Source organism: Candidatus Wallbacteria bacterium (assembly GCA_028687545.1).
Lineage (GTDB): Bacteria > Muiribacteriota > JAQTZZ01 > JAQTZZ01 > JAQTZZ01 > JAQTZZ01.
The window spans coordinates 20,175-45,383 of record JAQTZZ010000005.1 but is presented as its reverse complement, the minus strand read 5'-3'; the positions used below and the strand labels follow the sequence as shown (position 1 = coordinate 45,383).

Genomic DNA, 25,209 nt, shown 5'->3' with positions numbered 1-25,209 from the left:
GATGAACATGAAACAGATCTGGACTTCAGTTATAATCTATTCCATGCTGACAGTATTGACCGGTTTCTGTTATCCACTGTTTGTCACACTGGTCTCTCAGTCATTTTTCCCGTCTCAGGCTGAAGGCAGCCTGATCATCAGGAATGGTGCAGTCGTCGGCTCCACTTTGATCGGGCAGAAATTTGCAGGACAGAATTATTTCTGGCCCAGGCCCTCGACCACAGATTACAACACTATGCCTTCCAGCGGAAGTAACTTGCCAATTGCCGGTCAGGCCTTATCCGACCAGATGACACTCAATTCAGGGAAATTCAGCGCCGCCAACTCGCTGCCTGCTTCGGAAACCGTCCCTACGGAAATGCTCTTTTCGTCTGGAAGCGGGCTTGATCCACACATCAGTGTCAGGTCAGCAATCCTGCAGGCCGGCCGCGTGGCAGCGGCAAGATGTTTTGACAAGTCCCGTCTTGACAGACTGTTCGGCTTGATCAGGGAGACGGCTGAAGAACGCACTCTGGATATTTTAGGTGAGCCGAGGATCAATGTCCTGAAACTGAATCTGGCTCTGGAAGGAATCAAATGACCTTCAGCGATGAAACCAGGCCTGATCCGCAGCTTCTGCTTGATTCGATCAGGCAGGCGGAGAAACAGAAGCAGCTGGGAAAGTTGCGCATCTTTTTCGGCATGTCTGCGGGTGTCGGTAAAACTTATGCCATGCTGCAGGCGGCGCATCAACTGCGCAAAGCCGGCCTGGATGTGGCAGTCGCTCTGGTGGAAACCCACGACAGAACTGAAACTCAGGCCTTGCTCGCCAATCTTAGGATAATCCCGCGTAAGAAAACCGAATACCGCGGGATGACTCTTGAGGAACTGGACATAGACGCAGTGCTTGCGTGCAGGCCTCAAGTGGTGCTGGTGGACGAGCTTGCCCATACCAATGCCCCGGGTTCCAGGCATGAAAAACGCTGGCAGGATGTACTGGAAATCCTTGACAACGGGATCGATGTATTCAGTTCCTTGAATGTCCAGCATATCGAGAGCCGCAACGAAGACGTGGAATCGATCACAGGAATCAGAGTAAATGAAACGGTCCCTGACTCCCTTCTGGAGCAGGCCACTCAGATCGAACTTGTGGACATCACTCCAGCGGAATTGCTGGACCGGCTCAGAGAAGGAAAGGTCTATCTAGGCGAGCGGGCAGCCATTGCCACTGAAAATTTTTTCAAAGTTGAAAAACTGACTGCCTTGCGGGAGCTGGCTCTAAAAATCACTGGAGAAGTCGTCAGCAACGAATTGCTGACCCTGGCAATATCCGAAGGACACAATGCATCCACAGCCGGCAGAGGAGCGCTGATGGTCGCTGTCAGCCACAGCCCGCACTCGCAGAAACTGGTCAGGGCGGCCAGACGGTTAGCTTTTGCAGCGGAAATGCCCTGGGTCGCCGCCAACATAGACAGCGGTGTTGTTTTAAACGACGAGGAAAAGACCAGGCTTTCAAAAAATCTTGAACTTGCCAGAAGCCTTGGCGCCAGGATCATCACGACTTCGGACACTGATATAGTTCTGGCTCTCAAACGCATCGCAGAGCAGCAGAATGTGTCGCAGATCATAGTAGGCAGGCCGAGAAGCACCTGGATCAGAAATCTGATCACAGGCGGGACCCTGCTGGACCGCCTGGTCAAGGAAACCAACATCGATATCCACGTATTGCGTGAACATAAGATCACCCGCTCTCTACCGGCGACCAGATATCCGGGGATCTGGCTGCTGACAGCTACAGGCAGTGATTATTTAAAAGCACTTCTGATCATCGCAGCCATCACCATGCTTAATTCCTTCCTGATGAGATTCTTCACTTATCAGTCGATTGGTTTTGTCTATCTGCTGGCAATCATGTTCATCGGGTCTTTCTCCACCCTGGGACCTCTTCTGCTCTCTGCTGTTTTAAGCGCCACCTTGTGGAATTACATTTTTATTCCGCCGACTTTTACTTTCTTCATTTTCAAAACAGAAGATATCATGATGTGCATCGCCTATGGGTTTACAGCAATTATCACAGCAGTTCTCGCCAATCGCATCCGAAAAAACAGACTTCTCCTTCAGTCCAGGGAAGCCAGGACCGAACTGCTGTTTGAAATCGTGGAGATCATTGCTCAAGCCGCCGGCCGGATAGAATGTCTGCAGAAACTGTCGGTAAAGCTCGGGACTCACTTTGATGGTGCTTGTTCCATCATATATAAAAAAGCCGACAGAGGACTTGAAGAAATACCTGTGCCGTTTTCCAGCTGGCTTTCCGATCCAAAAGAATGGGCAGTGGCCCAGTGGTCGTTCGACAACAACCGGCCTGCAGGCTGGTCCACAGATACCCTGTCACGGGCCAATGCCATCTATTTTCCTCTGAAAGGACCCACTGACGTTCTGGGAGTAGTTTCTCTCAGTCCGCATAATCCGAAAAGGCCGTTTACGATCGACGAAAAAAACCTTCTGGCTGCAATTGCCTGGCAGTGTTCGGCATACCTGGAACGCGATCTTCTCAAGGAAAAGGTCCGGGAATCCGAACGCCTGAAGGAGTCAGAACGGCTGCACCAGACAATTCTGGATTGCATTTCTCATGAAATCAAGACCCCGCTTACCGCTATCATAGGTCTGACTTCCGTACTGGAAAATGAGCAGTCCTTTAAGGATTCAGAACTGCGCGCTCAGATTCTGGAAGAACTGGGGGAATCAGTCGAACGGCTTAACCGTGAAGTCAACAACATTTTGGACATGTCACGTTTAAACTCAGGTGTAATCAATTTGAAGCTGGACTGGAATGATTTAAGGGAGATCATCGACACAAGCCTGACCAAGCTGGACAAATTTCTGAAAGGCCATCAGATCAGGCAGAATATCGCAAAGGATCTTCCTTTTGCCAGAATCGACTTCTCGCTGTTCGAATCAGCACTTACCAATCTGTTGATTAATGCCGCTAAATATACACCAGAGGATTCCTGCATCGAGATATCCGCATTTGAAAAAGAAGAGTATATTATAATGACAATTGCGGACAATGGGCCTGGAATTCCGGAAGACCATCTGCCTTCAGTTTTCGACAAGTTTTACCGTGTGCCTGGTACTTCGTCAGGTGGCACAGGGCTGGGGCTCAGCATTGCCAGGAGCGTGATCGAAATGCATGGAGGGACAATCGAAGCTCATAACCGGCAAGCAGGAGGACTTGAGATCATGATCAGCCTTCCTCTGGAGAAACAACCGAATCTTGGTTCTGAGGAGTAATCTATGCCTAATGGTGCTAAAATTCTGGTGATAGACGATGAAAAAGCCATCCGCCGTTTCCTGGAAATAAGCCTCGCTGCTCAGTACAAAGTCATTACTGCAAAAAACGGGCGGGAAGGGATCAAATGTACGGCAGACCATCACCCTGACCTGGTGATATTGGACTTGGAGCTTCCAGATACCAATGGCCTGGAAGTTTTAAAAACGATCCGCGGATCTTCCTCGGTTCCCGTGATAATTCTCACAGTGCATGATTCCGACAAAGACAAGGAAACTCTTCTGGATTCAGGTGCGGACGACTACATGGTCAAGCCTTTCAGTATGACAGAGCTACTGGCCAGAGTCAGGGTAGCCCTGCGGCATGGAGCCAGTCTGAAAGATGACCTGACCTTCACTTATGGTCCGCTGTGTGTTGATTTCAACACCCGCTCAGTAATGCTCGACTGCAACGAAGTCAAGCTTACCGCCACTGAGTTCGATATTCTGAAAATTCTGGTCAGACATGCCGGAAAGATTGTAACCCAGACCCAGATGCTGAAGGAAGTCTGGGGGCCAAATGCTGTGGAAAACTCGCATTACCTGAGGATCTACATCAGCCAGTTGCGCAGGAAGCTCGAAATCCACCCTGATTTAAAAGGCAGGATTGTAACAGAACATGGGGTGGGCTATCGTCTGGATGTGATCTGAATTCCGGATTTTTGGTCAAACTCAGCCTGAACATTGTTCAATCCCATTTCTGATCAAGCTTATCCGCATAAAAACGCAGAGCCCGCTCATATGAACGGATGTTCTGATCACCAGTTGTTTCAATCAGATTCAAAAGCAGAATCCTGGTGGCCTCATTATTTTGGTTTAAATTGTAAAGAGTCAGGGAAAGGAATACCTGCAAAGCTCTGTCTTCCGGAAAATGCCTGATCCCTTCCTGCAGATATTTCAACGATTCGTCGTACCTTCCCAGGCAGCGCAGAGTACTGCCAAGGCCAAGGTACGCTCCTCTCAGGTCAGCTCCGGACAGTCCATACCTGATGGCATTTTCATAAAAAGGCACAGCTTCTTTTTCCAGTCCCAGGCAGTCGCAGGCCCAGCCGCACTGATAACAAAGAGCGGGATTTCGAGGATCATTCGAGAGAAGACCGATCAACAAATCCCTGGACTCCTCCAGCTTGCCTTCACTTCTTAATCTCAGAGCATTTTCTAACGTGGTATCCATATTTTTCCCGGAGGTTATTTCACAGCTTCGATCGTCGCTGATGCCACATAGTTTTCGGCTCCGCTGCCAGGGAACCAGTCTTTGATGAATTCACGGCTTTTTTCATTGACACTGATCCTGATTTTCACGAATCCGGCTTTTTCAAGCATCTCCTTGATTTCACTGACCAGAGCAGCACCACCCACACAGCCGCCGTAAGTGTCCAGATCTGATTTCAGCTTCTTTGTAAGCGGCTTCAAGGCCACCACATCTGAAATCGCGATCCTGCCGCCTGCCCGCAATACCCGATGTGCTTCACAGTAAACAGCAAACTTGTCGGGTGAAAGATTAACCACGCAGTTGGAGATGATCGCTTCTACAGAATTGTCAGCTACAGGTAGATGCTCAATCTCCCCCAGCCTGAATTCCACGTTCGAGAGCTTGCTCTTTTTCAGGTTTTCTCTGGCTTTGGCAAGCATTTCAGAGGTCATATCCACACCGATTACATGCCCCTCAGGTCCAACTGCACGTGCTGCCAGGAAACAGTCAAATCCTGCGCCTGAGCCAAGGTCAAGCACTGTCTCGCCTGGCTTGAGGTCTGCAATTGCCTGCGGATTGCCGCAGCCCAGGCCGAGATTTGCCCCCTCAGGAATTGATTCGAGTTCATTTTTATCATACCCGAGTGCCGTTGAAATCGCTTCCGGGTCAGGAGTCCCGCAATCAGAGCCGCAGCAGCAGCCGCTCTTCTTGACTATCCCCGCATATCTTTCCCTGACCTGGTCTCTCAGATTGTCAGCTGAATCCCTGACTGACTTTTTGCTCATGATTTCCTCCAAATCCGGTAGATTTTATCATCAAATTCCGCCTGCATACCAGCTGCGTGAACGGTTGCAGATTCCGCAGACAGACAGCATCACAGGCACTTCCACCAGCACGCCTACCACGCAGGCCAGGGCTGCGCCTGATCCGGGCCCAAAGAGTGTGATTGCCACAGCCACTGCGAGCTCGAAAAAATTGCTAGCGCCGATCAGCGCGCCAGGGGATGCCACATTGTGGGGCACCCTGAACATGCGCATCAGCAGATAAGTGAGTCCTGAATTGAAATATACCTGGACCATGATCGGCACTGCCAGCAGGAACACTGAGAACCATCTGGTTGTAAGATTCTCTGCCTGGAAGGCGAAAATCAGCACCAGTGTCGCCAGTAATGCCACAACAGTCACCGGATGGAATACTGGCAGGAATTTCTGTTCGAACCAGTCTTTTCCATGCGTTTTCAAAAGAGCCGTACGTGTAATAAATCCGGCAGCCAGGGGGATCACGATGAACACCACCACTGAAGTGATCAGCACTTTAGAAGGGACAATCACATTTGCCACGCCACATAGGAACATCACGATCGGGGCAAAGGCGACCAGCATGATCAGGTCATTTACTGCCACTTGGACAAGCGTATAGGCAGGGTCTCCGTCTGTGAGATAGCTCCAGACAAAGACCATGGCTGTGCAGGGTGCGGCAGCCAGGATGATCAGGCCTGCAGTGTAGTTTCTGGCCATTTCAGTGTCGATCCATGCTGAAAACAAGTGCTGAATGAACACCCAGGCAAAAAAGGCCATGCTGAAAGGCTTGACCAGCCAGTTGACAAACAGAGTCACGAGCAGGCCTTTCGGTTTCTTAGTGACTCCCAGGAGTGAACCGAAGTCGATTTTCAGCATCATCGGATAGATCATCAGCCAGATCAGGATCGCAATCGGCACATTGACCTGCGAGCCCTCGCCGAATTCGATCCTGCTCAAGGCAGTCACTGCGCCGGGCAGCAGTTTGCCGAATCCCACCCCGACCAGCATGCAGACCAGCACCCACAGCGTCAGATACCTTTCAAAAAAATTCAGGCGCTTTGCAGTCTGTTCCATTTAATGCTCCTTCCAGTCTGTTTTGTATAAATTCTGCATCTGAAATACTTTAAAATGTGGTAGATCGATTCAAATATTCCCCTTTTCCACAGGGTGAACGAACCCGTTTTCAAGTCTGAGCCTTTTCTTAGCTCTCTCTGCTGCTGCATGATCGTGAGTTACTATTACAACTGTCCTGCCCTCTGCATTGAGCTGCTCCAGAAAAGACAGGACTTCTTTTCCAGTATCAGGGTCCAGATTGCCTGTTGGTTCGTCAGCAAGTATCAGAGACGGTTCATTGGCCAGCATCCGCGCCAGCGCTACTCTCTGCTGCTGCCCGACACTGAGTTCCCCTGGTTTATGATCCAGCCTGTCTGATAAACCCAGTCTTTCCAGAAGCTGCTTTGCTCTTTCCTGCTGCCTTGCTTCCGAAGCGCCGGCCAGTAACAATGGGACCTGGACATTTTCCAATGCTGTTAAATAAGGGATCAGGTTGAAAGTCTGAAAAACAAATCCGATTTTCTCCCTGCGCAGCTGTGCCCTTTTGACAGGAGCAAGATCGTATAAAGATTCGCTGCCAGCCATTACGCGTCCTTTTGTAGGAGTCAACATTCCTCCTAGCGTCAAAAGCAGTGTACTCTTCCCGCTGCCGCTGGGACCTACAATCGACAGATAATCGCCATCACAAATTTCGAGATTCGCATCCTGCAAGGCATTGACAGTTTTTCCGCGCCGCCTGTATTCTAAACAAACCTGCTCCATTTTATACACTTCATACCTCCTGAAGCGCTGTACAGGGATCAAGCCCTGCAGCACGCCTGGCAGGAAAATAACTTGCACACATTGTGATCAGCACTGATAAGCCGATGCTCCAGACAGCCAGAATCGGCATGGGCAGAACCGGGATCTCGGCTATTTCAGGACCAATTATCACTGCCAGTAAAGTTCCCAGCAGGTATCCTCCTGCACCGCCCGCTATTCCAAGAAAAAAAGCTTTAAGCAAAAACAGCCTCATCACCAGAGAAGAAGTGGCTCCCATAGCCATCAATGTTCCGATTTCACGCCTGCGCTCAAACACATTGGCATACATGTAATTAGCGATACTCGCTCCGCCCAGCAGAACTATGATGCCTATGAAAATCGTTGAAAGCTGCGCCATCAGGCGATTGGTCCTGATCTGTGTATCTACAACCTGATTGATGGTCATCACTTTGGCTTCCGGGAGCAACCCATTTATTTTCTGCACCAGACCTTTGGAGATTTCGTTACAGCAGCCTACGATCTCAATTGCATTGAGAACTGTTCCTTTGTTCAGCAATCGTTGCAGGGTGTGCAGATGGATAAAAACCCGTGCATCATCCACTGTCCCTGTCTGAGGGAGAAGTGTGGACACTGTGAAGGTTTCGCCAAAGAGAGTCAGATTCCCACTCTGAACAACACGCAACCTGGAAGCAACGTCAGCCCCAACCAGCGCCTCATGTTCGTCAAAAGTGTCAATGGTTCTTTTCCGTGCTAACGCCTTTTTGGAGGCTTCACTCTGTCCGGAAGTTGTGATCACTGTGCCGCAACCTTGAGGTCGCATGAAGATCCCAGCTCCCTGCCAGGCAGCTTTGGCCTGAAACTCGCTCTTGGGAAGGATTCCAGTCACTGTGACAATGTTCCCACCAACCTCCACACGGGTGGAGAGCTTTGGAGAGAGATTGTCCAACCCCTGCAGATCAGAAGTCGTCAGCCTGGTCACGTATTCCTCAGGAAAAGTATCGTTCTGCATGTCTGCGCTGTAGTAATCCTGAACTGAGGCGGATTTCGGCAACACCAGAATATTGGCACCCAGTGCGTCAAGTTCAAGTGCCACAGCTTTTTCAGAATAAAAAGATACATTCCTGATGGAAACAACAGCTGTGATTCCCAGAAGGATAGCGAAGAAGCTCGTCAGCAACTGACTCCTGCGTTCGAACAGCTCTCTTCTAACCAAAGTTTTCAGCAGCATTCAAATCACCTATTTGCATCCACCGCTGCCACAGCCAGAACCGCAGGATGACATGGCTGCAGTGAGCGCTTTGACCAGCATATCTTTATCAGTTGCTCCGGGAAATGCAGCTATCACAGCTCCCGGAGGGCCGAGAAACACTGTCACAGCTTCTCCGCCCTTATATTCAATCTTGAGCTGAGTCATGAAACTGATTTCTCTGGTATCTGCCGGATCTAAAATTATGTTCACTGTAGCTGCCGAATAAAGGGGATCACTAATGAAATCTGAAACTCCTTTCATCGCAGCATCATTAGATTTAGTTTTGGAATTATGGACGCTGAGCAGAACCAGTTTTTGATCCTGCAGGGCTTTGAGACATTTTTCCATGCAGGGGGAAACGAATGATCCCAGGATTTGTTCTGAATTGAATTTAGTAGGAAATCCTCCGGTAACAGCACCGTTAGGAGCAAGCACCAGCACCAGAGGCATTGGAGCACGATCCACTCCGAATTTCTTTACAACAGAAATCTCTGCACTATCTTTTATGTTTATCTCGACACTGTTGGCCCGGTCAGCAGCAGTTTTAGCTGCAGTCAGGAAAACCTCCCTTAATCGCTTCACTTCATCAGTATCTTCACTAAAAAAAAAGGCGAAAAGGTATTTTCCAGCACTAGAAGCCTTTTGAACAGCTGCCATTCCTGGACCTGCAGCAATCTCCACAGTACCAGAAACCTGAGAAATGGATGATTCCCCTGTTTTCCCTGAATCAGCTGCCCATCCGGAACAGACACCCCAAAAAACAACCAGAAGCAAGGTAATAAGTTTCACCCAGTTTGAATACATATCTTCTCCTCTCCCATAAACTTCTCTGTAATCCATTTAAATCAAACAGCAAAAACCGCAATGTTAAGAAAACCAGTCATCTTACTGTATAGATCAGGTAGACTCCTCCGGCAATCACTAAGAGTCCGCAGGCTTTTTTAAAAAGATCCAGAGCCCGCGATTTTTCCCCGAAATCCAGGTACTTCTGCACCAGGCCTGCAGAGCCGCCTGCTACAGCGATCACACCGCAATGGCCGAGGCCGTAAGCAAAAACCAGGCCAAAGGCGAACAACGGGTTTGTAGACCCGTACTGAAACACCAGCCCTAAAATCGGAGCCATGTATGCGAAAGTGCATGGCCCGAGCGCCACGCCGAAAATCAAACCCAGCAGAAAAGCACCGCTGTATCCGGAGCCAAGCGCTCTGGGCGCAGCTCCTGAGATGTTCGACAGCCAGGGCAGGCAGCCAAGAAGGTAGAGACCGACAACGAAAAACACGGCTGCCACCGCATAATTTCCCCATTTCCCCAAATCCCCGGCCATTCTCCCGAGCCCGGCCGTTACTGCGCCGATCACGGCAATCGAAACCAGAATCCCCAGAGAGAAAACAAGCGACATCCTGAAAGCCTTGCCAGTGGTTGACCTTCCCTGCCCGCTGATGAATCCGATAATCAATGGAATGCTGGAAAGATGGCAGGGCGAAAGCAGCACGCTGAGCATTCCCCAGCCCAGCGCAGCTGTCAGGGCCAGACCCCATGACCCGTATAAAGCCTGGGTCATGTTGATGAAAATCTTTTCAATCATTCATTTCTGCCCTTTTAAACTGACTCCTAATGATTTCCATTTTGCCAGAATTTCCTCGCTGGCGAAAAATCCCTCATGCCTGAACAGTTCTTTTCCGTCCTGATCAAAGAAAATCTGGGTAGGGATCAGCTTGACGCCGTATTTTTCGCCTGCAGACCTGTCTTCCCAGACATCGATGAATACGACTTCCAGACTGCCTGCATAGTCTTTTTTCAGGTTTTCCAGCACAGGCATCATCATCTTGCAGGGGATGCATGTCTTTGCGCCAAGGTCGACTAGTAGGGGCACAGCATGCTGTGCCCCTACATTGCTGACAGCAATTTCACTGGTAGAAACCATAGCTGCAGGTACAGCAGTCTCGCAGGTGGCTCCGGATTTAACCTCGCATGTTCCACCTCCGCAGCAACCTGCCCAGGCAATAGTTGATGCTGAAAATAAAATCAAAGCAGCGAAAAGTCCGATGTTTTTCAAAATATTCCCTCCCTGCCGGTCAGCCCAGCATTTTTTTTATTTCTTCAGTTGTCAGTACTTTCCCCGCTGATTTCACCTGCCCGTCGATCGCCAGCGCTGGCGTGATCATCACTCCGAAATTCATGATCTCGTCCAGCTTTGTGACTTTTTCCATCTGATAGTCAAGCTTCAGTTCTTTGGCGGCCAGCTCAGCGTTCTCAGCCAGTTTCCTGCATTTCGGGCAGCCTGTGCCCAGGATCTGGATTTTCATAGCCTGTCTCCTTTCAATGAACCTCAGGATCGGACGGAAACGGGGTTCCGCCCCTGCATTATTTACCTTGCCACTGCCCCGAACAGCATTCCCGTAATCGTAGCCATGATTACTACCAGGCTCACAAATACGACTGTTTTTTTCGTGCCGAGTATACTCTGGATCACGAGCATCGAAGGCAGGGAAAGCACCGGGCCAGCGAGCAGGAGACCCAGAGCCGGCCCTTTCCCCATGCCGCTTCCCAGCAATCCCTGCACGATCGGCACTTCTGTCAATGTGGCGAAGTACATGAAAGCACCGACGATTGATGAAACAAAGTTCGCCAGCAGGGAATTACCGCCAACCGAAGTGGCGATCCAGGCCGATGGAATCAATCCTTCAGTACCTGGCCTTCCCAGCAGCAGGCCTGAGATGAAAACACCACCCAGCAGCAGCGGCATGATCAACTTGGCATAACCCCAGCTTTCCGCGAACCACTGTTCTGCCTCTCCTGCGGTTGTCGCAGTGATCAGCGCCAGTCCGATCACACCTGCTGCAAAAGGGATCAGAGGTTCAGGCGGAAACAGAAAATGCAGCATAGTCACTATAGCTGCAGTGAGTATAATTTTCCAGGTTCTGCAGCCGTACCATAAGACTAAAACAAATCCCAGCGCTGCGGACAGAATGCTTGTGATCAGCCATTTAATCATGAAAATCGCGTGCCAGGTTCCGGTTTCTTCCATGGGTTTTGCCCAGTTGGCAAAAATGAGTATCCCTGACAGCAGAAAGAAGAAAAACGCAGTCTGCCATAAAGGCCTGCCTGCTTCAGGTTCAGGCAAAGCCATCTGCGCTTCAACTTTCAGGTTCTCTTCAGCCCTGAATATGAAATGCATGATCAAGCCGATTACTATGGAAAAAATGATTGCTCCGGCAGCACGCCAGATCCCGATCTCCAGGCCCAGTATCCTGGCAGTCATGATGATCGCCAAGACGCTGATGGCAGGGCCTGAATAGAGAAATGCGATGGCAGGGCCAAGACCAGCTCCCATTTTATAAATACCGGCAAACAGCGGCAGAACTGTGCAGGAGCAGACAGCCAGGATCGTGCCTGACACAGCTGCTACTCCATAGGCCAGTGTCTTATTGGCCCGCGCACCAAGGTACTTCATCACTGAGGCCTGGGATACGAAAACAGCGATACCGCCTGCAATGAAAAATGCAGGCAGCAGGCAGAGTATCACATGTTCACGGCTATACCACCGCACCAGCTGCAAACCTTCGTTCAGGGCATTGTCAAATCTGGGTGAACCGACAGGAAGAAAAAAACAAACTAAAAATACTGTTGTGATGATGAGCAGTGTTTTGAATTCTTCTTTCCAGTCCATCCTGCCTCCTGATTTTAGTAACAGTAAAACTTGTTTTACATCTCTTCGTCTTTCAGTCTTTCATTCAAAGTCTTTTCAATGCAGGGAAAAATCTCCATAATGCACGGGCAGACGATTTCGTAAAACACCTGGTTCCCAGTTTTTTCAATTCTGAGTATGCCTGCTTCCTTGAGTATCGAAAGGTGCCTGGAAACAGTTGAAATATCTGCGCCTACAAGTTCAGTCAGTTCGCAGACGCATTTTTGTTCCTTGCTTAGAGTATCTACAATGAACAGGCGGGTAGGATGACCGAGAGCTTTTAGAATTCTGGCTCTTGTTTCATATTTCCGGGGAATTTTTTTCTGTTTCATATCGCCCCTCTATTATTCTATTTTGCCAAATAGCCAATCACTTGTCAAGAATGTTTTATTGCTGAATCGAATTGGCAGCTTTACAACTTGATTGCTTCTGGGGATCTAACGAAGATCTTTCAGCTTCCCCTCAAAGACGAATTCCGCAGGGCCGGTCTGGTAAGCATGGCCGTCCTCTGCCCATTCCACTTCCAGGTCTCCGCCATTGAGGTGCACAAGAACCTTCTTCCCTGTGAAGCCGTTGAGATTCGAGGCTACCGCCGCAGCTGTGGCACCTGATCCGCAGGCCAGGGTTTCGCCTGTGCCCCGCTCCCAGACCCGCATCCTGATCTCATCGTCATTGATGACTTTTATGAATTCGACGTTAATGGAATTCGGAAAATATTCAGATTTTTCAATTTTCGGACCAGCCAGCTGTATCTCGAAATTTACCGCTAAATCCTGAAAAATGACGCAATGAGGGTTTCCGATCGAAACCAGGGTGATTCTGTACATTTCGCCTTCGATCAGCACTTCTTTGCCGATCACACGTTCCTCGTCAAAATACCAGTCCGCAGTTTTAAACAGCGGCTTCCCCATATCGACCCTGACCCTGTCGCCCCTGATCCAGGCTTTTAATCTCCGTTTCCTGGTCTCCAGCTCCACTTCCTCTGCTTTGAGCAGTTTAACTGATTTCAGGTAGCGGACAGCGCATCTCGTCCCATTGCCGCACATTTCAGCCTGCGATCCGTCCGCATTGTAAAAGGAAAGGCGGAAAGGAGCCTTATGGCCTTCTTCGATCACTATCACCTGATCGCACCCTATCCCGAAATGCCTGTCAGCAGCAGCCCGTGAAAAATCAGGCAGATTTTCCGGCAGAGCCTGAGAAATGCCGTCTAATATAATGAAATCATTGCCTAATCCATGCATTTTTACGAACTTCATATCAGTTTCAGCTCCCTGAGCACTGAATCGATCCTGTTTCTGGACGCTTCCTCAGGATCGCACATGGGCAGCCTGTAGGTTCCTGAAGCCAGGCCCAGCCTTCCGCAGATGTATTTGATCGGCACAGGATTGGTCTCGATAAAGGCGATCCTGGTGACTGGCATGATAATCTCATAATGCATTCTGGCTGCATTGGTGAAATCGCCGCTCAGCCCGAATCTCACGAATTCGGCAACCTGTGCCGGAATCGCGTTGCTGATTACTGAAATCACGCCTTTCCCGCCTAGAGACATCAGCGGCAGGGTCAGTCCGTCATCGCCGGAAACTACTGTGAACGATTTTTTCCTGGCGATCTGCTCGATCACGTCGGACATCTGGGCCACATTTCCTGATGCCTCCTTGACTCCAGCCACGCCCTTGATTTCGGCGATTCTCTTCAGCACAGGGGTTTCAATGTTTTTGCCTGTCCTCCCCTGGATATTGTAAACGAAAATCGGAATCCCGATCGAATCCGAAACAGCCTTGAAATGCCTGAACAGGCCTTCATTAGTCGGCTTGTTGTAATAAGGCGTGACTACCAGCACTGCGTCTGCACCAAGTTTTTCAGCAATTTCACTGCGCCTGATGCTTTTGGCTGTATCATTGGTCCCTGTCCCGACCATTACAGGTACCTTTCCTTTTGCCTCTTCCACAGTGATTCTGATCAGCTTTTCCTGTTCTTCCTCGTCGAGCGTCGGCGTTTCTCCGGTAGTGCCGAGTGCCAGCAGTCCGTTGATCCCGGATTTGATCTGGAAAAGCAGATTCTTCCTGTATCCTTCGTAATCCACTTCCCCGTTTTTCAGAAACGGCGTGATCAGAGCAGTGGTTGCGCCTTCAAACATGGGTCCTCCTTACTATGTTCTCCATCAGATCCCCGATTTCAAAGCAGCCTTTTTTCCCTTTGATGAACTCAGCAGCCAGCACTGCGCCAAGCGCGAATCCCTGGCGGCTTCTGGCTGTATGCTTTAGTTCTATCGTATCAGCTTCACTGTCAAAACTGACAATATGCGTACCAGGCACAAACCCGCCCCTGGTGCTGGAAACATGCAGCTCGTCCGGTTCAATCCTGCGGTCCAGCTTGTCATAGACAGCCTTTTTCTTTCTCCTGATATTTTTCAGCAGCAGGTTGGCAAGCGTCTTGGCCGTTCCGCTTGGGCTGTCCTGTTTTCTGTTGTGGTGTAACTCGTGTAAGAACACATCATACTCCGGAACATTGTCCGCGATCTGAGCAGCTGCTTCCACCATCTGATAAAAAAGATTCACGCCTACTGAAAAATTTGAGGACCAGATCATGCCTGTGCCTGCTTCAGATACGATTTTTTTCACTTCCTGAAGATGCTCACCCCATCCTGTTGTGCCGATCACAACATTGGTCCCTGCTGAGGCGTAAGTTTTCACATTTTCGAGCACTGATTTGGGCAGTGTAAAATCGATCGCTGCCTCAATCCCGCTTAAAGTTTCAGGTTTCAGTTCCTTGAATTGGGCTGTATTATCCTGGACATCAATAGTGATATATTTATGGCCCCTGGTTTTCAGGATCTTTTCCACTTCATGTCCCATGCCGCCATATCCGACAATTGCGACTTTCATAAATACTCCTCTGATTTTATCTCTAAATGTTATCGGATTATCTCTTTTTAATCCATGTGCAGACATTTCCATGGGACTGACCAGATTACTGGCTGGGCTGGCCCCTGTGCTTGAAAAAACAATGTTTCCGGGTATAATTTTATTAATAATATACAGAATACAGAATGAGGTGGACTATGAATTTAAATTTTAAAATCATTGCCCTGGCCGGCTTGGTTTTCTTCAGCAAGTCCTGTTTCGCGATCACCATGGACCCGGTCATACCTGGTGTCAGTTACACCGGGATAGTGAATGTCGTATTTTCCAGGCCTTCATATGCGAACTGGACCCAGCCGGGCGACGAACTGCCGATCCCTGAGAGTGTTCCTGCGCCTTCAGTCACCAGGGATCAGGCTATCCTCGACGCCATAGCAGTCAAAGATACTGTGATCCAGGACGCCATCCGCAAAGCCACTTATACGATCAACGCCTTTGGGGACCCGGGAAAATACAGGCTGGAATTCACCTATCAGCCGGTCTACCCTCAGATCTGGAAGGGTCCGGTCCGCCTGATGCCCGGCCTGACCGTTCTTGCAGTGGTCAATGTATATGTCTGGCAGAATATTCCGGTGCAGCCCGGAGTTCAGGAACCACCCAGAATCAAATATTTTTACGAAGTCTGCCTTGGATCATACGGAAGCACTTCCCAGGCCATGGATGCCTGCAGCCAGGGTACGCAGCGCGCAGTCCAGGCGGCACTGGCAGCCACATCCCTCAAGACCGGAGTTCCAGTTGATCAATTGAAATCTGAAACCTCGCCCAGGGATTTCATCATCCCGTCCGCAAGCGCCTTTACCCAGGCTTACTGGAAATTCCCGCATGTGATCAAATTGTGGTGAGAAGAAAACCTCCCTGCGAAGTGGGAGTCACCGAGGCTGCAGTTCCTCTTTGATAGTTTTCAGCATTTTTTCAACCTCGCAGGGTTTCGAAATGAATCTGAACCCCTTGGCTTTGATCTCCTCAAGCCTGATCTTCTCCTGGTCGAAATATCCGCTGATGAAGATTACCTTCAATCTTGGGTTCTGATATTTACACCTTTTGGCGAGGGCTAATCCGTTGCCGTCCGGAAGCATCATGTCTAAAACCAGCAGCCTGAAATCCCCGAACTCATTTTTAAAAATTACCTCAGCTTCTTTCAGGGAAGTCGCGGTTTTTACCTGATATCCATTGAGAGTTAGGAGCATGGAAAACATCTTCAAAATATCGGGATCATCCTCGATCAGGAGAATCCGCTCACCTTTACCCTGCTCGATCTTTTCCGGATCCTTTTTCAGGGAATTGCCTGATATCATCGGGACTGCAGGCAGGAAGATCTGGAAAGCAGTTCCTTGGCCCACCTGACTTTTGACATTGATGACGCCATTGTGCCTGTTCACTATGCCGTAAACTACAGGCAAGCCGAGACCTGTACCCTTGCCTTCAGGCTTGGTTGTGAAAAAAGGTTCGAAAACTCTGTCTATCAATTCTTCCGGGATGCCGCAACCTGTATCCGAGACTGTGAGTATGATATATTCGCCCGGAGTCGGGATACGGCATCTGGTGCAATCCGCGGCCGAGATCTGCACAATTTCTGTTTTGATCAGAATGTTTCCACCTTCCGGCATCGCGTCTCTGGAATTGATGATGAGGTTCACAACCACCTGTTCAGCCTGAAAGGGGTCACCCTTGAAAGCGGCTGATTGCGGGCAGAGCAGCATTTTCAGCTTGATATTCTCACCAATCAGCCTGGAAAGCATTTTCAACAGTTTGCGCAGCAGGCTGTTGAGATCGACGATTTCCTCCCGCATTTCCTGCTTGCTGGAGAAGATCAGAAGCTGTCTGGTGAGTTCAGCGGCCTTGATGCAGGCAGATTCGATTTCACCGAGACGTTCCGGACAATCCCGTGCCTGATTGTTCGAATGTTTGAGCAGGGACGCATTGCACTGTATCACCATCAGGCTGTTGTTGAAATCATGGGCTACTCCGCCGGCAAGAATTCCGATTGCTTCAAGCTTCTGGGATTGCAATAATTCCTGGTTGGATTTAGACAGGTCCTTGATGGCCAGATTCAATTTTTCATTGCTTATCTGGAGGCATTGCGCCTTGTTTCTCACCCTGCGCGTGCGGATTTTCACAAGTTTCCGAAGATCCCTGGAAGTTTTTTTTTCTGCAGTCAGAACAGCGGCCTGCAATCGTTCTTTCTCAGAAACGTCATTGGCGATCAGGGTTAAAAACCTCTTTTTCTCAGCCTGGAACGGCACGAAGCGGCAGTCCAGACAGACTTGTTTTCCGAAAGAGGAGATCAGCTGCACGACTTTTGCGCTTGGATTGCCTGTCGCAAGGACTGATTCCGCAAGCTCCAGCAATCCGGATTTCTTCCAGGATTCGAGATTTCTGAAGTTCTGGGCCTTGACCTGCTCTATTGTGGCTCCAATGGCTGCGGCAATGGCAGGGTTGGCCAGCACGCACTGACCGGACTCGTCGTAAACCAGGATCCCGCAAGGCGCATGTTCCAGGACAAGTGAGGACAGAAGAGCAATGGTTTGAGATGAGCTGAGGACAGGCGATGAGGATTTAAAAGGGGTTTCCCATTTTACAGACATGCTTGATTCTATTTTTTTATCTCATTTAATTTTCTGCAAACTCTATATTCTAATTATTATAATTATTATCCTCAAATTGCAAGTTATATTTTTCTTGCCTGCTTCCAACCATTTATTTCTTCGAAAACAACCATTTTAGGGGATTCCAAAAGAACTCTTATCAGGTAGATTATATAAATAAAGGCGGTGCGATCATGATTATCAGCGTAACTATGGATTTAAAGAATCTGATTGAACTGGGAAAAAACTATCCCTGGGATGTTCCAGGCCCATGTCCCGGATGCGGTGGGGAGCTCTGGTCCCATGGATTTGTGAAAAGATATTTCGAAGAAATCCAGAAACCCGTGTTCCTTAAGCGATACAAGTGTGTGAAATGCGGCTCAATCCATACCCTGAGACCAGACGATCATTTCCCGGGAATGCTGGCCAGCAAAGCAGACATGCTATGCAGCATGTTGAAGAAATCAAACCTCAATCGCTGGGAAAAAAATTTCAGCCATCAACGGCAGTTGCACTGGTTCAGGCGGTTTTCCAAGGAATTCAAAGATGCATAAGATCCTTCAACAGAGAATTGTGCCGGGATATTTATGCCGTATTGCCCTTGCAAATAAAGGCTTTCAGGCACTCCACCTTTTTTTTGCGTTGAAACCCGGAAAAGGGCGGATATCATTAATTTCATGATCAAGATCATCAAAGCTGAACCTGTGCATGCAGAACAGATTTCCGCAGTTTATCACAGACAGTACGGAAATTATTATCCTCACAGGGAATTTACAGTCCCTGAACTGATCCGCAAACAGATGAACAAACCTGATCTGATCTGGAAACTGGCTCTGGACAGTGAGAAAGTGGTAGGCACCATGCTGGGTCTTCTGAATCCCAGCAATCGGACTTATGAAGGCGGCAGGGTAGTGATAGACCACGATCAGCGTGGACTGGGGATCGCCACTCTCCTGCATGAAGCGATCTGGGAAGAAGCAGGTTCCAGGGATTACGAACTTGTCTATTACACGATGAGGGAAAAAGTCGGGATCTCCGCAGCAGGCGAAAAGCTCGGATTGACTCTTTGCGGCTATCTGCCCGGGAAGCACAGGCTGGCCGGAAAGCGCCGTGAGAATCACCCTTTTTTCATTAAAATCTCCCAAGGTTTTTCTAAAAAAAGAAGGGCACCGGATCATAACCTTTATCATCAGAATTCATATCTGATGGATATTCTGGACAGCCTGTCTCTGGAAAACAGAAGTTATCCCTATCCTTCAGCCTGCATGGCAGATTGCTATACAGACAGGTGCTGCACACTGCGCTCAGGAATAGTCCACTATTCTTACAGCTCTGATGAAGAAAGCCTGTCCATCGGAAAAATCGTTTCAGACAATCCTTTGCAACTGTTGATTGATCTATTCAACCCTGACTCTCAGGAATCAATTCCGGAAATGGCTGATGCGAAATACATAGAGCTGGACGTGCTGGCCGATAAGTCGGATCTGATCGCAGATCTGGAAAAAATCGGATTCAGACGGTTTGTTTTTCTGCCTGGCTGGTTCCTAAAGGACGGATTAAGGTTCGATTGCTTCAGGATGGTTCACAATGAAGCTTACAGCCGCGACGAAGCAGTGGCTGAAATAGTCTCAAAGGTCCAGAAAGAATTCACCCATAAAGGAGCCGCAGATTGAAGATTGTATTTCTTTCCTACTCAGGTTATCCGCAGCACTCAGATAATTTCATCCCTAATCCCGGTCCTGCGATCCTGGCAACGCTTTGCAGGAATCACGGGCATTCCGCTAAAGTGCTCGACCTTAACAGGCCGGAAATTTTCAGCCAATGCCCGGACGAGCACTCACTCACAGATTATCTGATCGCGGAATTCGAGCAGGACCTGCCCGATGTACTCGGAATTACCACCTGGTTCAACGCTTATCAGGACACTGCTGTCATCCTGCAAAAACTGCGCAGGAGATTCCCGGCACTTTTCGTGGTTGGTGGAGGGTATCACGCCACCTGGTTCGAGGAAGATTTTTTGCGCACATTGCCTGAAATAACTGGAAACGACAAGCCAGTCTTTGACATGCTGCTGCTCGGCGAAGGTGAAAAACCGATGCTGGAACTGCTGGAGCATCTTGCAGGCAGGCGGAAAAAAAAAGAGATCGCTGGAGCCCTCTATGTCGAGGGCGGCAGCATCCGGCGCGGAGCCCCGCAGATTTTCCACGATCTCACCGATGAGTCTGTCTCCCCGCTTCCTGACTGGAGTCTGTATGGACAAAAGGAAGGGATGTGGCCGATTCTGATGCTGGATCTCTCCAGAGGTTGCTTCAACCGCTGCATCATGTGCGGCCATGAAGCAATGTCAGGCCATGGGATCCGTCCCCGCAACATCCGGAAAGTAGTGGATTCGATGAAGAGCGATCATCAGAAATTCGGAGTCTCGCATTTCCGGGTCACTTCTTCCATGCTCAGCCTGGAGCTGATCGAGAGTTTCACTTCCGAAATCCTGACCAGAACAGATTTTCCGGCACTGACCTGGTCCTGCTTTTCCGAAGCCCATGAGCTCAAGGGAAGGCAGGATCTTCTCGAACGGATGAAACTAGCCGGCTGTCTGGCCATTTTCTTCGGTCTGGAATCAGCGGACAACAGGGTGCTGGGCAGGCTCAACAAGAGGAACACCAGGGAAGATCTGGAAGAAGTGATCCTGGGAACCAAAAAAGCCGGGATCAAGGCGATCGCCAGCATCATGGTAGGCAATCCCGGCGAATCTGAAGAAAGCCTCAAATCCACAGTGGATTTCATCCTCAGGGTCAGGCCGGACTCAGTGCCTTCTGTTCCGATCGCGCCTTTTCCCCGCACTGAACTGACTGCCCACCCTGAGCGGCATGGCTATGTTCTGAACCCTTTATGGAAAAAAGCCATGATGACGATGCGGGTTGAGCATATTCAGGACCCTGATAAATGGACTTATCCCGCGGATTTTTACAAGCATTCAAGCGGGAAATCCTTTCTCGATTATTCGAAAATCTGCGGAGATATCAGCCGCAAGTTGTATGATCACGGCATCAGCAGAGTCTCGGACGAGGTTTATCTGATGGCAGATCTATTGAAAAAGGATCCGAATACCGTTTATCTCGAACATTCTACAAAGCTGAAGGAAAGGGACATGAATTTCTTCAGCCGGGAAATCCAAAAATGCAGGGAGAAGAGCGATGAAATTTGAAACACTGCTTTTCAGGGAAGCAGGACATATCGGACATCTGATCTTCAACAGACCTGAAAAGGGCAATGCCATTAACAGCCTCATGACAGACGAGCTCCTGCAGCTGACCTCTGAAATCAGGGGCAGCGCAACGATCAAGGCTCTGATCCTCTCAGGCAGCGGTTCAAACTTTATCACAGGAGCTGATATCAACGAATTCGCCAGAATCGATCAGGAGCCTGAACTTGTGCACAATTTCCTGGAAAACGGCCGCAGATTCATGCGCAGCCTGTCTGAAATCCCGCAGCTGACTATCGCTGCTGTTTCAGGCCACGCTCTGGGAGGAGGCCTGGAAGTGGCTCTGGCCTGCGATTACATCCTGGCCGGAGAATCCGCCAGATTCGGTCTCCTGGAAATAACGCTGGGCTTGATTCCCGGAGCCGGAGGAACTCAGCTTCTACCACTGAGAGTAGGGCCGGGCATAGCGAGAAGAATGATCCTGACCGGTGAAATCATGGATTCTGCGACAGCCCTGGCCTCCCGGCTGGCCGACAGGGTAGTTCCTGACAAGGTTCTGCTGAAGACGGCCGAAGAAATTGCCGCTCCGCTTGCGAAAAGTCCGCTCTATGCCCTGAGGCTGGCCAAGAAAGCCCTTTCGCACGGCGACTATCTTAACTTCGAATCCGAGAGCCATTGCTTCAGGGATTGCCTGAATCAACCTGAGTTCAGGGAAAGAGTCAATAAATTTATCAGTAAATAATAGTGGAAGGTAAATTATGGAATTCGCATTAAAAGGAAACGTAGCTCTGGTGACTGGCGCATCCAGGGGGATTGGGGCAGTGATCGCAGAAACGCTGGCCGGGCAGGGTGCCCGGGTTTTCATTAATTACCTGGAGCAGCGGGAAAAGGCGGAAGCAGTCAGGGACAGGATCGTCGGGCAGGGCGGCTGGGCTGAGCTGATTCAGGCCGATGTCTCCAAGCTTATCGATGTCAGGCGGATGATCGACGTCTGCCGTGAAAAATGCGGGAAAATCGAGATACTCATAAATAATGCCGCCATTCCAGGGCCTCAGAAAAAAATCGAGGAAATCACGGCTCTGGAATGGGAGACAACGATCTCGATCAATCTGAACAGCGTTTTTTATCTGACGAGTTCGGTGATCCCATTGATGAAGGCTCAGAATTATGGCCGGATCGTCAATCTGGGGTCTATTTCAGCTGAACTGGGAGAGATGGGTATCTCCGCCTATGCGGCGTCCAAAAGCGGACTGTACGGACTGACTAAAACCATGGCCCTGGAACTTGCCAGGCACAATATAACAGCCAACATAGTATCGCCCGGATACATTGACGCTGGGATGTCTAAGACTCACACGCCTGATAAAATCCGCGAAAAACTGCTGCAGCGAATACCTTCCAGGAAGTTCGGCACAGCCGAAGACGTGGCGGCTGCGATCCTGCACCTTGTTTCGAAAAGCGGAGGCTACATCAACGGACAGGTAATCAAAATCAATGGAGGCGCGGCATGAACAAAATCATCGGAATCGGCAGTTATCTGCCTCTGAAAACTCTCAACAATGAGGAGCTGGAACAGACAGTAGACCTGAGCGGATATGACGAAAAAAAAGGCGGGCCATACGGAAAATGGGTGGAACGGGTGATGGGATTCAAAAACAGGCACATAGCTTCGGACATTGAAGCCACATCCGACCTGGCACTGGAAGCCAGTCGCAAGGCATTGCAGGAAGCAGGAATACAGCCGGAAGACCTGGACCTGATCATAGTCACTACCGCCACTCCAGATAAAAAAGGCCCGAATACTGCTTCGATTCTTCAGTCAAAGCTCAACGCCGGCAATAATTCCTGGGCTTTTGATGTGAATGCCGCTTGTCCGGGTTTCGTTTATGCCCTGTTCGTGGCAGACAGCCTGATGAAATCAGACCCGAGTTTCAAGCACGTGCTGGTGGCTGCCGCGGAAAAGATGTCCACAATCGTGGACCGCAGCGATTACATTACAGGTGCCACTTTCAGCGACGGGGCAGGGGCTGTGGTACTGGAAAGGTCGGAAAGCGAGGAGTCCGGGATCCTCGGATGTTATGCCCGCAGCGACGGAGAAAAAGGGGAGTTGCTTGACGTGCCTGCAGGCGGCAGCTCAATGCCCATTACCCCTGAAAACTGTAAGGACATCTATAAAAATAAAATGCACTGCCTGAAAATGCACTCACATGTAGTCAAGGAATTCGCTGTGGAGAAACTGATGGAATCAACGAATGCGGTGCTCAGAAAGCATTGCCTGGGATATGCCGACATTTCTTACTTTCTTCCGCATCAGGCAGGTAAAAGCATCATCAATAAAAGCAGTGAAGCCATGGGATTGTCTGAAGACAAAGTACTGACCAATTACAGTACAGTCGGCAATGCTTCCATGGCCTCGATCCCGATTCTGATGGATGGGAACAAGTCCCTTTTCAAAAAAGGCGACAATCTGCTGCTGGCTGCAATGGGAGGGGGCTTAGGCTGGGGCGCAGTGCTCTATCGCTGGTGAATCCAGGGAATCCCTGACGCCCAGCAGCAGGTCCTCTGTACTGAAAGGTTTGATCAGGAGCCTCACACCCTTGTCCAGAATCCCATGTTGTAAGATCATCTCGTTTGTATAGCCTGAGATGTAAACCACTTTCAGGTCTGGAAGCATGGTGGAGAGCTTGCGGTAAAGTTCCTTGCCTGAGAGATACGGCAGCACCACGTCCGACACCATCAGACTGATTTCAGACCCGTGCTGCTTGGCAAGTTTCAAGGCATCCACCGGGTTTAACGCTTCCAGCACCCTGTATCCGCCTTCTACAAGCTGGCAGCTCACCTGCTTGAGCACTGCCGGATCGTCTTCGATCAACAGCAGAGTCTCATACCCTCCACAGACAGCCTTTTTCAGGACTTTTTTCTCTTTTTCAATTTTCCCTTCTGCCATTGGTATCAATACCTTGAAAATACTGCCTTTGCCTGGTTCGCTTTCCACCATGATCCTGCCGCAGTGCTGCATCACGATCCCATAAACTGTAGACAGGCCGAGTCCTGTTCCCTTGCCGATTTCCTTGGTTGTGAAAAAGGGTTCGAATATTTTCCCGATAGTTTCATTATCCATTCCGCAGCCGGTGTCGCTGACTGTGAACATTACACATCTGCCCTTCAGTTCACCTCTGGTTATCCGCTCGGCTTCCGCCTCTGTCAGGCTGGAACTCTCCACTGCGATCCTCCCTGCGCCTGAGATGGCATCCCTGGCATTCAGCACCAGGTTGATCAGCACCTGCTGCATCTGCACCTGGTCTGCCAGAATTTTCATGGGCTCAGGGGAAAGCCTGGATTCGAAACTGATGTTCTCAGGCAGGAGCTTGAAATAAGTTTTCTTCAGGCCCTCAATCAGGGAGTTTGGATTAAGCACTTTCATTTCCAGCACCTGTTTCCTGGAAAAAGCCAGCAGCTGGCCTGTCAGGCCTGAAGCCTGCCTGGAAGCTTCCAGTACGTTGTTGACCAGATCCGTATGGACACGATCCTGTCTGAATTTGTCCTTTAACATGCCGGCACTGCCAGTGATCACCTGCAGCATATTGTTGAAATCGTGAGCAATTCCTCCTGCAAGCTGGCCGATTGCTTCCAGTTTCTGTGACTGGATCAGCTGTTCAGTGAGGGATTTTTTCTCTGCTTCAATCTTTAGCAGCTCAGTCAGGTCATTGAAAAAAATGATGAAGCAATCATTTTCAGCGAAAGTGCTGCTCAGGTTCACTTCCCTGCACCTGCCGTTTTTACATGTGACATGATATACTTCGTCGGATAAGATGAATTTTTCCTTTTTCTGTACGTCTGCAAACCATTTCGCCAGAATCTTATTCCTGTATGTTTCATCAGGGAAAGCCTTTTCGAACCAGGCTTGTCCGGTAGGTATGTCGTCCAGAGTATATCCGAATGTGTCAATGAATTTCTGATTCACATAATCAGCGCGATCCTTTCCCACAATGATGATCGGAAACGGCGACAGCTCAACCAGATTCTGCAGCCGCTCCCTGTTCAATTGTGCTGCTTTGGCGTCAGTAATATCTTCAACCACTGCATGGTATTCCAGCAGTTCGCAATTTTTCTCAAAAACAGCTGTAAACTGAAATTTCATCCAAGTCTCCCTGTTGTCAGGGGTTTGCACGTCCTGCTCGATAAAATAGTTTCTGGGAGTAAGCAGGCCGAGTTTCTGAGCGATCAGTTTCTGTTCCTGCTCAGGAAAAATGCTCAGAATTGAATCACCGTACATTTCACGGGTTCTGCAGAAATAATCCTTGAATTGCTGGCTGGTGTAAGTTATCTTGAAATTCCGGTCAAATTTGCAGAGCAGTAAATCAGTTTTGGACATAAAGTATCACCTCTAGTGTAGAATCCAAAACCTTATCACACGAATTGCCTTTAAATAAATTATACCTTATAGTATT

At 49.4% G+C, this 25,209-nt stretch carries 26 protein-coding genes; 10 read left to right on the top strand and 16 right to left on the bottom strand.

The genetic code is table 11. The features are described from left to right. Window positions 1-7: 7 nt before the first annotated feature. Genes kdpC through PHW04_03500 form a run of 3 tightly spaced genes read left to right on the top strand, consistent with a single transcriptional unit; the run spans window position 8 to window position 3,957 of the window. Window positions 8-580 (top strand): potassium-transporting ATPase subunit KdpC, encoded by a 573-nt coding sequence (gene kdpC / locus PHW04_03510; protein ID MDD2714946.1) that lies wholly within the window; start codon window positions 8-10, stop codon window positions 578-580. Next, window positions 577-3,270: a sensor histidine kinase KdpD gene (locus PHW04_03505; protein ID MDD2714945.1), complete on the top strand. Its 2,694-nt coding sequence runs from the start codon at window positions 577-579 to the stop codon at window positions 3,268-3,270. Before kdpC ends, PHW04_03505 begins: the two co-directional genes overlap by 4 nt. A 3-nt stretch (window positions 3,271-3,273) precedes the next feature. After that, window positions 3,274-3,957 (top strand): response regulator transcription factor, encoded by a 684-nt coding sequence (locus PHW04_03500; GenBank protein MDD2714944.1) that lies wholly within the window; start codon window positions 3,274-3,276, stop codon window positions 3,955-3,957. A 37-nt stretch (window positions 3,958-3,994) separates the two neighbouring features. Here the strand turns inward: PHW04_03500 and PHW04_03495 are convergent, their stop codons facing one another. The 14 genes from PHW04_03495 to dapB form a co-directional block, all read right to left on the bottom strand. Further along, complete coding sequence (locus tag PHW04_03495; protein ID MDD2714943.1) at window positions 3,995-4,480, bottom strand: tetratricopeptide repeat protein; 486 nt, start codon at window positions 4,478-4,480, stop codon at window positions 3,995-3,997. Between the two features lie 14 nt (window positions 4,481-4,494). Next, window positions 4,495-5,283, bottom strand: coding sequence for an arsenite methyltransferase (locus tag PHW04_03490; GenBank protein ID MDD2714942.1), 789 nt, complete (start codon window positions 5,281-5,283; stop codon window positions 4,495-4,497). A 30-nt stretch (window positions 5,284-5,313) separates the two neighbouring features. Beyond that, entirely contained in the window at window positions 5,314-6,372 is a 1,059-nt protein-coding gene (gene arsB / locus PHW04_03485; protein MDD2714941.1) for an ACR3 family arsenite efflux transporter, read from the bottom strand. A gap of 69 nt (window positions 6,373-6,441) precedes the next feature. Then, window positions 6,442-7,113, bottom strand: coding sequence for an ABC transporter ATP-binding protein (locus PHW04_03480; GenBank protein ID MDD2714940.1), 672 nt, complete (start codon window positions 7,111-7,113; stop codon window positions 6,442-6,444). Window positions 7,114-7,123: 10 nt separating this feature from the next. Continuing rightward, entirely contained in the window at window positions 7,124-8,341 is a 1,218-nt protein-coding gene (locus PHW04_03475; GenBank protein MDD2714939.1) for an ABC transporter permease, read from the bottom strand. A gap of 9 nt (window positions 8,342-8,350) precedes the next feature. Then, entirely contained in the window at window positions 8,351-9,166 is an 816-nt protein-coding gene (locus PHW04_03470) for a hypothetical protein (protein MDD2714938.1), read from the bottom strand. A 76-nt stretch (window positions 9,167-9,242) separates the two neighbouring features. Beyond that, entirely contained in the window at window positions 9,243-9,947 is a 705-nt protein-coding gene (locus PHW04_03465; protein MDD2714937.1) for a cytochrome c biogenesis protein CcdA, read from the bottom strand. Further along, window positions 9,948-10,418, bottom strand: coding sequence for a thioredoxin family protein (locus tag PHW04_03460; GenBank protein ID MDD2714936.1), 471 nt, complete (start codon window positions 10,416-10,418; stop codon window positions 9,948-9,950). It lies immediately after the preceding gene. A gap of 19 nt (window positions 10,419-10,437) precedes the next feature. Then, complete coding sequence (locus PHW04_03455) at window positions 10,438-10,668, bottom strand: thioredoxin family protein (protein MDD2714935.1); 231 nt, start codon at window positions 10,666-10,668, stop codon at window positions 10,438-10,440. Window positions 10,669-10,730: 62 nt separating this feature from the next. Further along, window positions 10,731-12,032: a permease gene (locus PHW04_03450; GenBank protein MDD2714934.1), complete on the bottom strand. Its 1,302-nt coding sequence runs from the start codon at window positions 12,030-12,032 to the stop codon at window positions 10,731-10,733. A gap of 35 nt (window positions 12,033-12,067) precedes the next feature. Continuing rightward, window positions 12,068-12,382, bottom strand: a complete 315-nt coding sequence (locus tag PHW04_03445; GenBank protein ID MDD2714933.1) for a metalloregulator ArsR/SmtB family transcription factor — start codon at window positions 12,380-12,382, stop codon at window positions 12,068-12,070. Window positions 12,383-12,487: 105 nt separating this feature from the next. Continuing rightward, entirely contained in the window at window positions 12,488-13,306 is an 819-nt protein-coding gene (gene dapF, locus PHW04_03440) for a diaminopimelate epimerase (protein ID MDD2714932.1), read from the bottom strand. Then, the gene (dapA, locus tag PHW04_03435) at window positions 13,303-14,187 is read right to left on the bottom strand and encodes a 4-hydroxy-tetrahydrodipicolinate synthase (GenBank protein ID MDD2714931.1); all 885 of its coding nucleotides are present in this window, start codon (window positions 14,185-14,187) and stop codon (window positions 13,303-13,305) included. Before dapA ends, dapF begins: the two co-directional genes overlap by 4 nt. Then, the gene (gene dapB, locus PHW04_03430) at window positions 14,180-14,935 is read right to left on the bottom strand and encodes a 4-hydroxy-tetrahydrodipicolinate reductase (GenBank protein MDD2714930.1); all 756 of its coding nucleotides are present in this window, start codon (window positions 14,933-14,935) and stop codon (window positions 14,180-14,182) included. Before dapB ends, dapA begins: the two co-directional genes overlap by 8 nt. Window positions 14,936-15,111: 176 nt before the next feature. On the opposite strand from dapB, the gene PHW04_03425 reads away from it, so the two are divergent. Then, window positions 15,112-15,813 carry a hypothetical protein gene (locus PHW04_03425; protein ID MDD2714929.1) on the top strand — a complete coding sequence of 234 codons (702 nt, stop codon included), beginning with the start codon at window positions 15,112-15,114 and terminating at the stop codon, window positions 15,811-15,813. Between the two features lie 27 nt (window positions 15,814-15,840). Here PHW04_03425 and PHW04_03420 read toward each other — a convergent pair whose 3' ends face one another. Then, window positions 15,841-17,556 carry an ATP-binding protein gene (locus PHW04_03420; GenBank protein ID MDD2714928.1) on the bottom strand — a complete coding sequence of 572 codons (1,716 nt, stop codon included), beginning with the start codon at window positions 17,554-17,556 and terminating at the stop codon, window positions 15,841-15,843. Between the two features lie 194 nt (window positions 17,557-17,750). On the opposite strand from PHW04_03420, the gene PHW04_03415 reads away from it, so the two are divergent. From PHW04_03415 to PHW04_03390, 6 genes are all read left to right on the top strand, one after another. Continuing rightward, window positions 17,751-18,110, top strand: a complete 360-nt coding sequence (locus PHW04_03415) for a DUF6431 domain-containing protein (GenBank protein ID MDD2714927.1) — start codon at window positions 17,751-17,753, stop codon at window positions 18,108-18,110. Between the two features lie 123 nt (window positions 18,111-18,233). Then, window positions 18,234-19,229 carry a GNAT family N-acetyltransferase gene (locus PHW04_03410; GenBank protein ID MDD2714926.1) on the top strand — a complete coding sequence of 332 codons (996 nt, stop codon included), beginning with the start codon at window positions 18,234-18,236 and terminating at the stop codon, window positions 19,227-19,229. Further along, a complete protein-coding gene (locus PHW04_03405; protein MDD2714925.1) occupies window positions 19,226-20,761 on the top strand; it encodes a radical SAM protein in 1,536 nt (511 codons plus the stop codon). The genes PHW04_03410 and PHW04_03405 overlap by 4 nt, the downstream gene beginning before the upstream one ends. Beyond that, on the top strand, window positions 20,751-21,500 hold the full coding sequence (locus PHW04_03400; GenBank protein MDD2714924.1) for an enoyl-CoA hydratase/isomerase family protein: 750 nt from the start codon (window positions 20,751-20,753) through the stop codon (window positions 21,498-21,500). The genes PHW04_03405 and PHW04_03400 overlap by 11 nt, the downstream gene beginning before the upstream one ends. Before the next feature lie 16 nt (window positions 21,501-21,516). Further along, window positions 21,517-22,269 carry a 3-oxoacyl-ACP reductase FabG gene (gene fabG, locus PHW04_03395; protein ID MDD2714923.1) on the top strand — a complete coding sequence of 251 codons (753 nt, stop codon included), beginning with the start codon at window positions 21,517-21,519 and terminating at the stop codon, window positions 22,267-22,269. After that, window positions 22,266-23,285, top strand: a complete 1,020-nt coding sequence (locus PHW04_03390; protein ID MDD2714922.1) for a beta-ketoacyl-ACP synthase 3 — start codon at window positions 22,266-22,268, stop codon at window positions 23,283-23,285. The genes fabG and PHW04_03390 overlap by 4 nt, the downstream gene beginning before the upstream one ends. Here PHW04_03390 and PHW04_03385 read toward each other — a convergent pair. Beyond that, on the bottom strand, window positions 23,253-25,133 hold the full coding sequence (locus PHW04_03385) for an ATP-binding protein (protein ID MDD2714921.1): 1,881 nt from the start codon (window positions 25,131-25,133) through the stop codon (window positions 23,253-23,255). The genes PHW04_03390 and PHW04_03385 overlap by 33 nt on opposite strands. Window positions 25,134-25,209 lie beyond the last annotated feature (76 nt).

Bases quoted from the DNA above. Each gene is read 5' to 3' on its own strand.
- kdpC (MDD2714946.1), top strand. From the start codon at position 8: ATGAAACAGATCTGGACTTCAGTTATAATCTATTCCATGCTGACAGTA.
- PHW04_03505 (MDD2714945.1), top strand. From the start codon at position 577: ATGACCTTCAGCGATGAAACCAGGCCTGATCCGCAGCTTCTGCTTGAT.
- PHW04_03500 (MDD2714944.1), top strand. From the start codon at position 3,274: ATGCCTAATGGTGCTAAAATTCTGGTGATAGACGATGAAAAAGCCATC.
- PHW04_03495 (MDD2714943.1), bottom strand. From the start codon at position 4,480: ATGGATACCACGTTAGAAAATGCTCTGAGATTAAGAAGTGAAGGCAAG.
- PHW04_03490 (MDD2714942.1), bottom strand. From the start codon at position 5,283: ATGAGCAAAAAGTCAGTCAGGGATTCAGCTGACAATCTGAGAGACCAG.
- arsB (MDD2714941.1), bottom strand. From the start codon at position 6,372: ATGGAACAGACTGCAAAGCGCCTGAATTTTTTTGAAAGGTATCTGACG.
- PHW04_03480 (MDD2714940.1), bottom strand. From the start codon at position 7,113: ATGGAGCAGGTTTGTTTAGAATACAGGCGGCGCGGAAAAACTGTCAAT.
- PHW04_03475 (MDD2714939.1), bottom strand. From the start codon at position 8,341: ATGCTGCTGAAAACTTTGGTTAGAAGAGAGCTGTTCGAACGCAGGAGT.
- PHW04_03470 (MDD2714938.1), bottom strand. From the start codon at position 9,166: ATGTATTCAAACTGGGTGAAACTTATTACCTTGCTTCTGGTTGTTTTT.
- PHW04_03465 (MDD2714937.1), bottom strand. From the start codon at position 9,947: ATGATTGAAAAGATTTTCATCAACATGACCCAGGCTTTATACGGGTCA.
- PHW04_03455 (MDD2714935.1), bottom strand. From the start codon at position 10,668: ATGAAAATCCAGATCCTGGGCACAGGCTGCCCGAAATGCAGGAAACTG.
- PHW04_03450 (MDD2714934.1), bottom strand. From the start codon at position 12,032: ATGGACTGGAAAGAAGAATTCAAAACACTGCTCATCATCACAACAGTA.
- PHW04_03445 (MDD2714933.1), bottom strand. From the start codon at position 12,382: ATGAAACAGAAAAAAATTCCCCGGAAATATGAAACAAGAGCCAGAATT.
- dapF (MDD2714932.1), bottom strand. From the start codon at position 13,306: ATGAAGTTCGTAAAAATGCATGGATTAGGCAATGATTTCATTATATTA.
- dapA (MDD2714931.1), bottom strand. From the start codon at position 14,187: ATGTTTGAAGGCGCAACCACTGCTCTGATCACGCCGTTTCTGAAAAAC.
- dapB (MDD2714930.1), bottom strand. From the start codon at position 14,935: ATGAAAGTCGCAATTGTCGGATATGGCGGCATGGGACATGAAGTGGAA.
- PHW04_03425 (MDD2714929.1), top strand. From the start codon at position 15,112: ATGAATTTAAATTTTAAAATCATTGCCCTGGCCGGCTTGGTTTTCTTC.
- PHW04_03420 (MDD2714928.1), bottom strand. From the start codon at position 17,556: ATGTCTGTAAAATGGGAAACCCCTTTTAAATCCTCATCGCCTGTCCTC.
- PHW04_03415 (MDD2714927.1), top strand. From the start codon at position 17,751: ATGATTATCAGCGTAACTATGGATTTAAAGAATCTGATTGAACTGGGA.
- PHW04_03410 (MDD2714926.1), top strand. From the start codon at position 18,234: ATGATCAAGATCATCAAAGCTGAACCTGTGCATGCAGAACAGATTTCC.
- PHW04_03400 (MDD2714924.1), top strand. From the start codon at position 20,751: ATGAAATTTGAAACACTGCTTTTCAGGGAAGCAGGACATATCGGACAT.
- fabG (MDD2714923.1), top strand. From the start codon at position 21,517: ATGGAATTCGCATTAAAAGGAAACGTAGCTCTGGTGACTGGCGCATCC.
- PHW04_03390 (MDD2714922.1), top strand. From the start codon at position 22,266: ATGAACAAAATCATCGGAATCGGCAGTTATCTGCCTCTGAAAACTCTC.
- PHW04_03385 (MDD2714921.1), bottom strand. From the start codon at position 25,133: ATGTCCAAAACTGATTTACTGCTCTGCAAATTTGACCGGAATTTCAAG.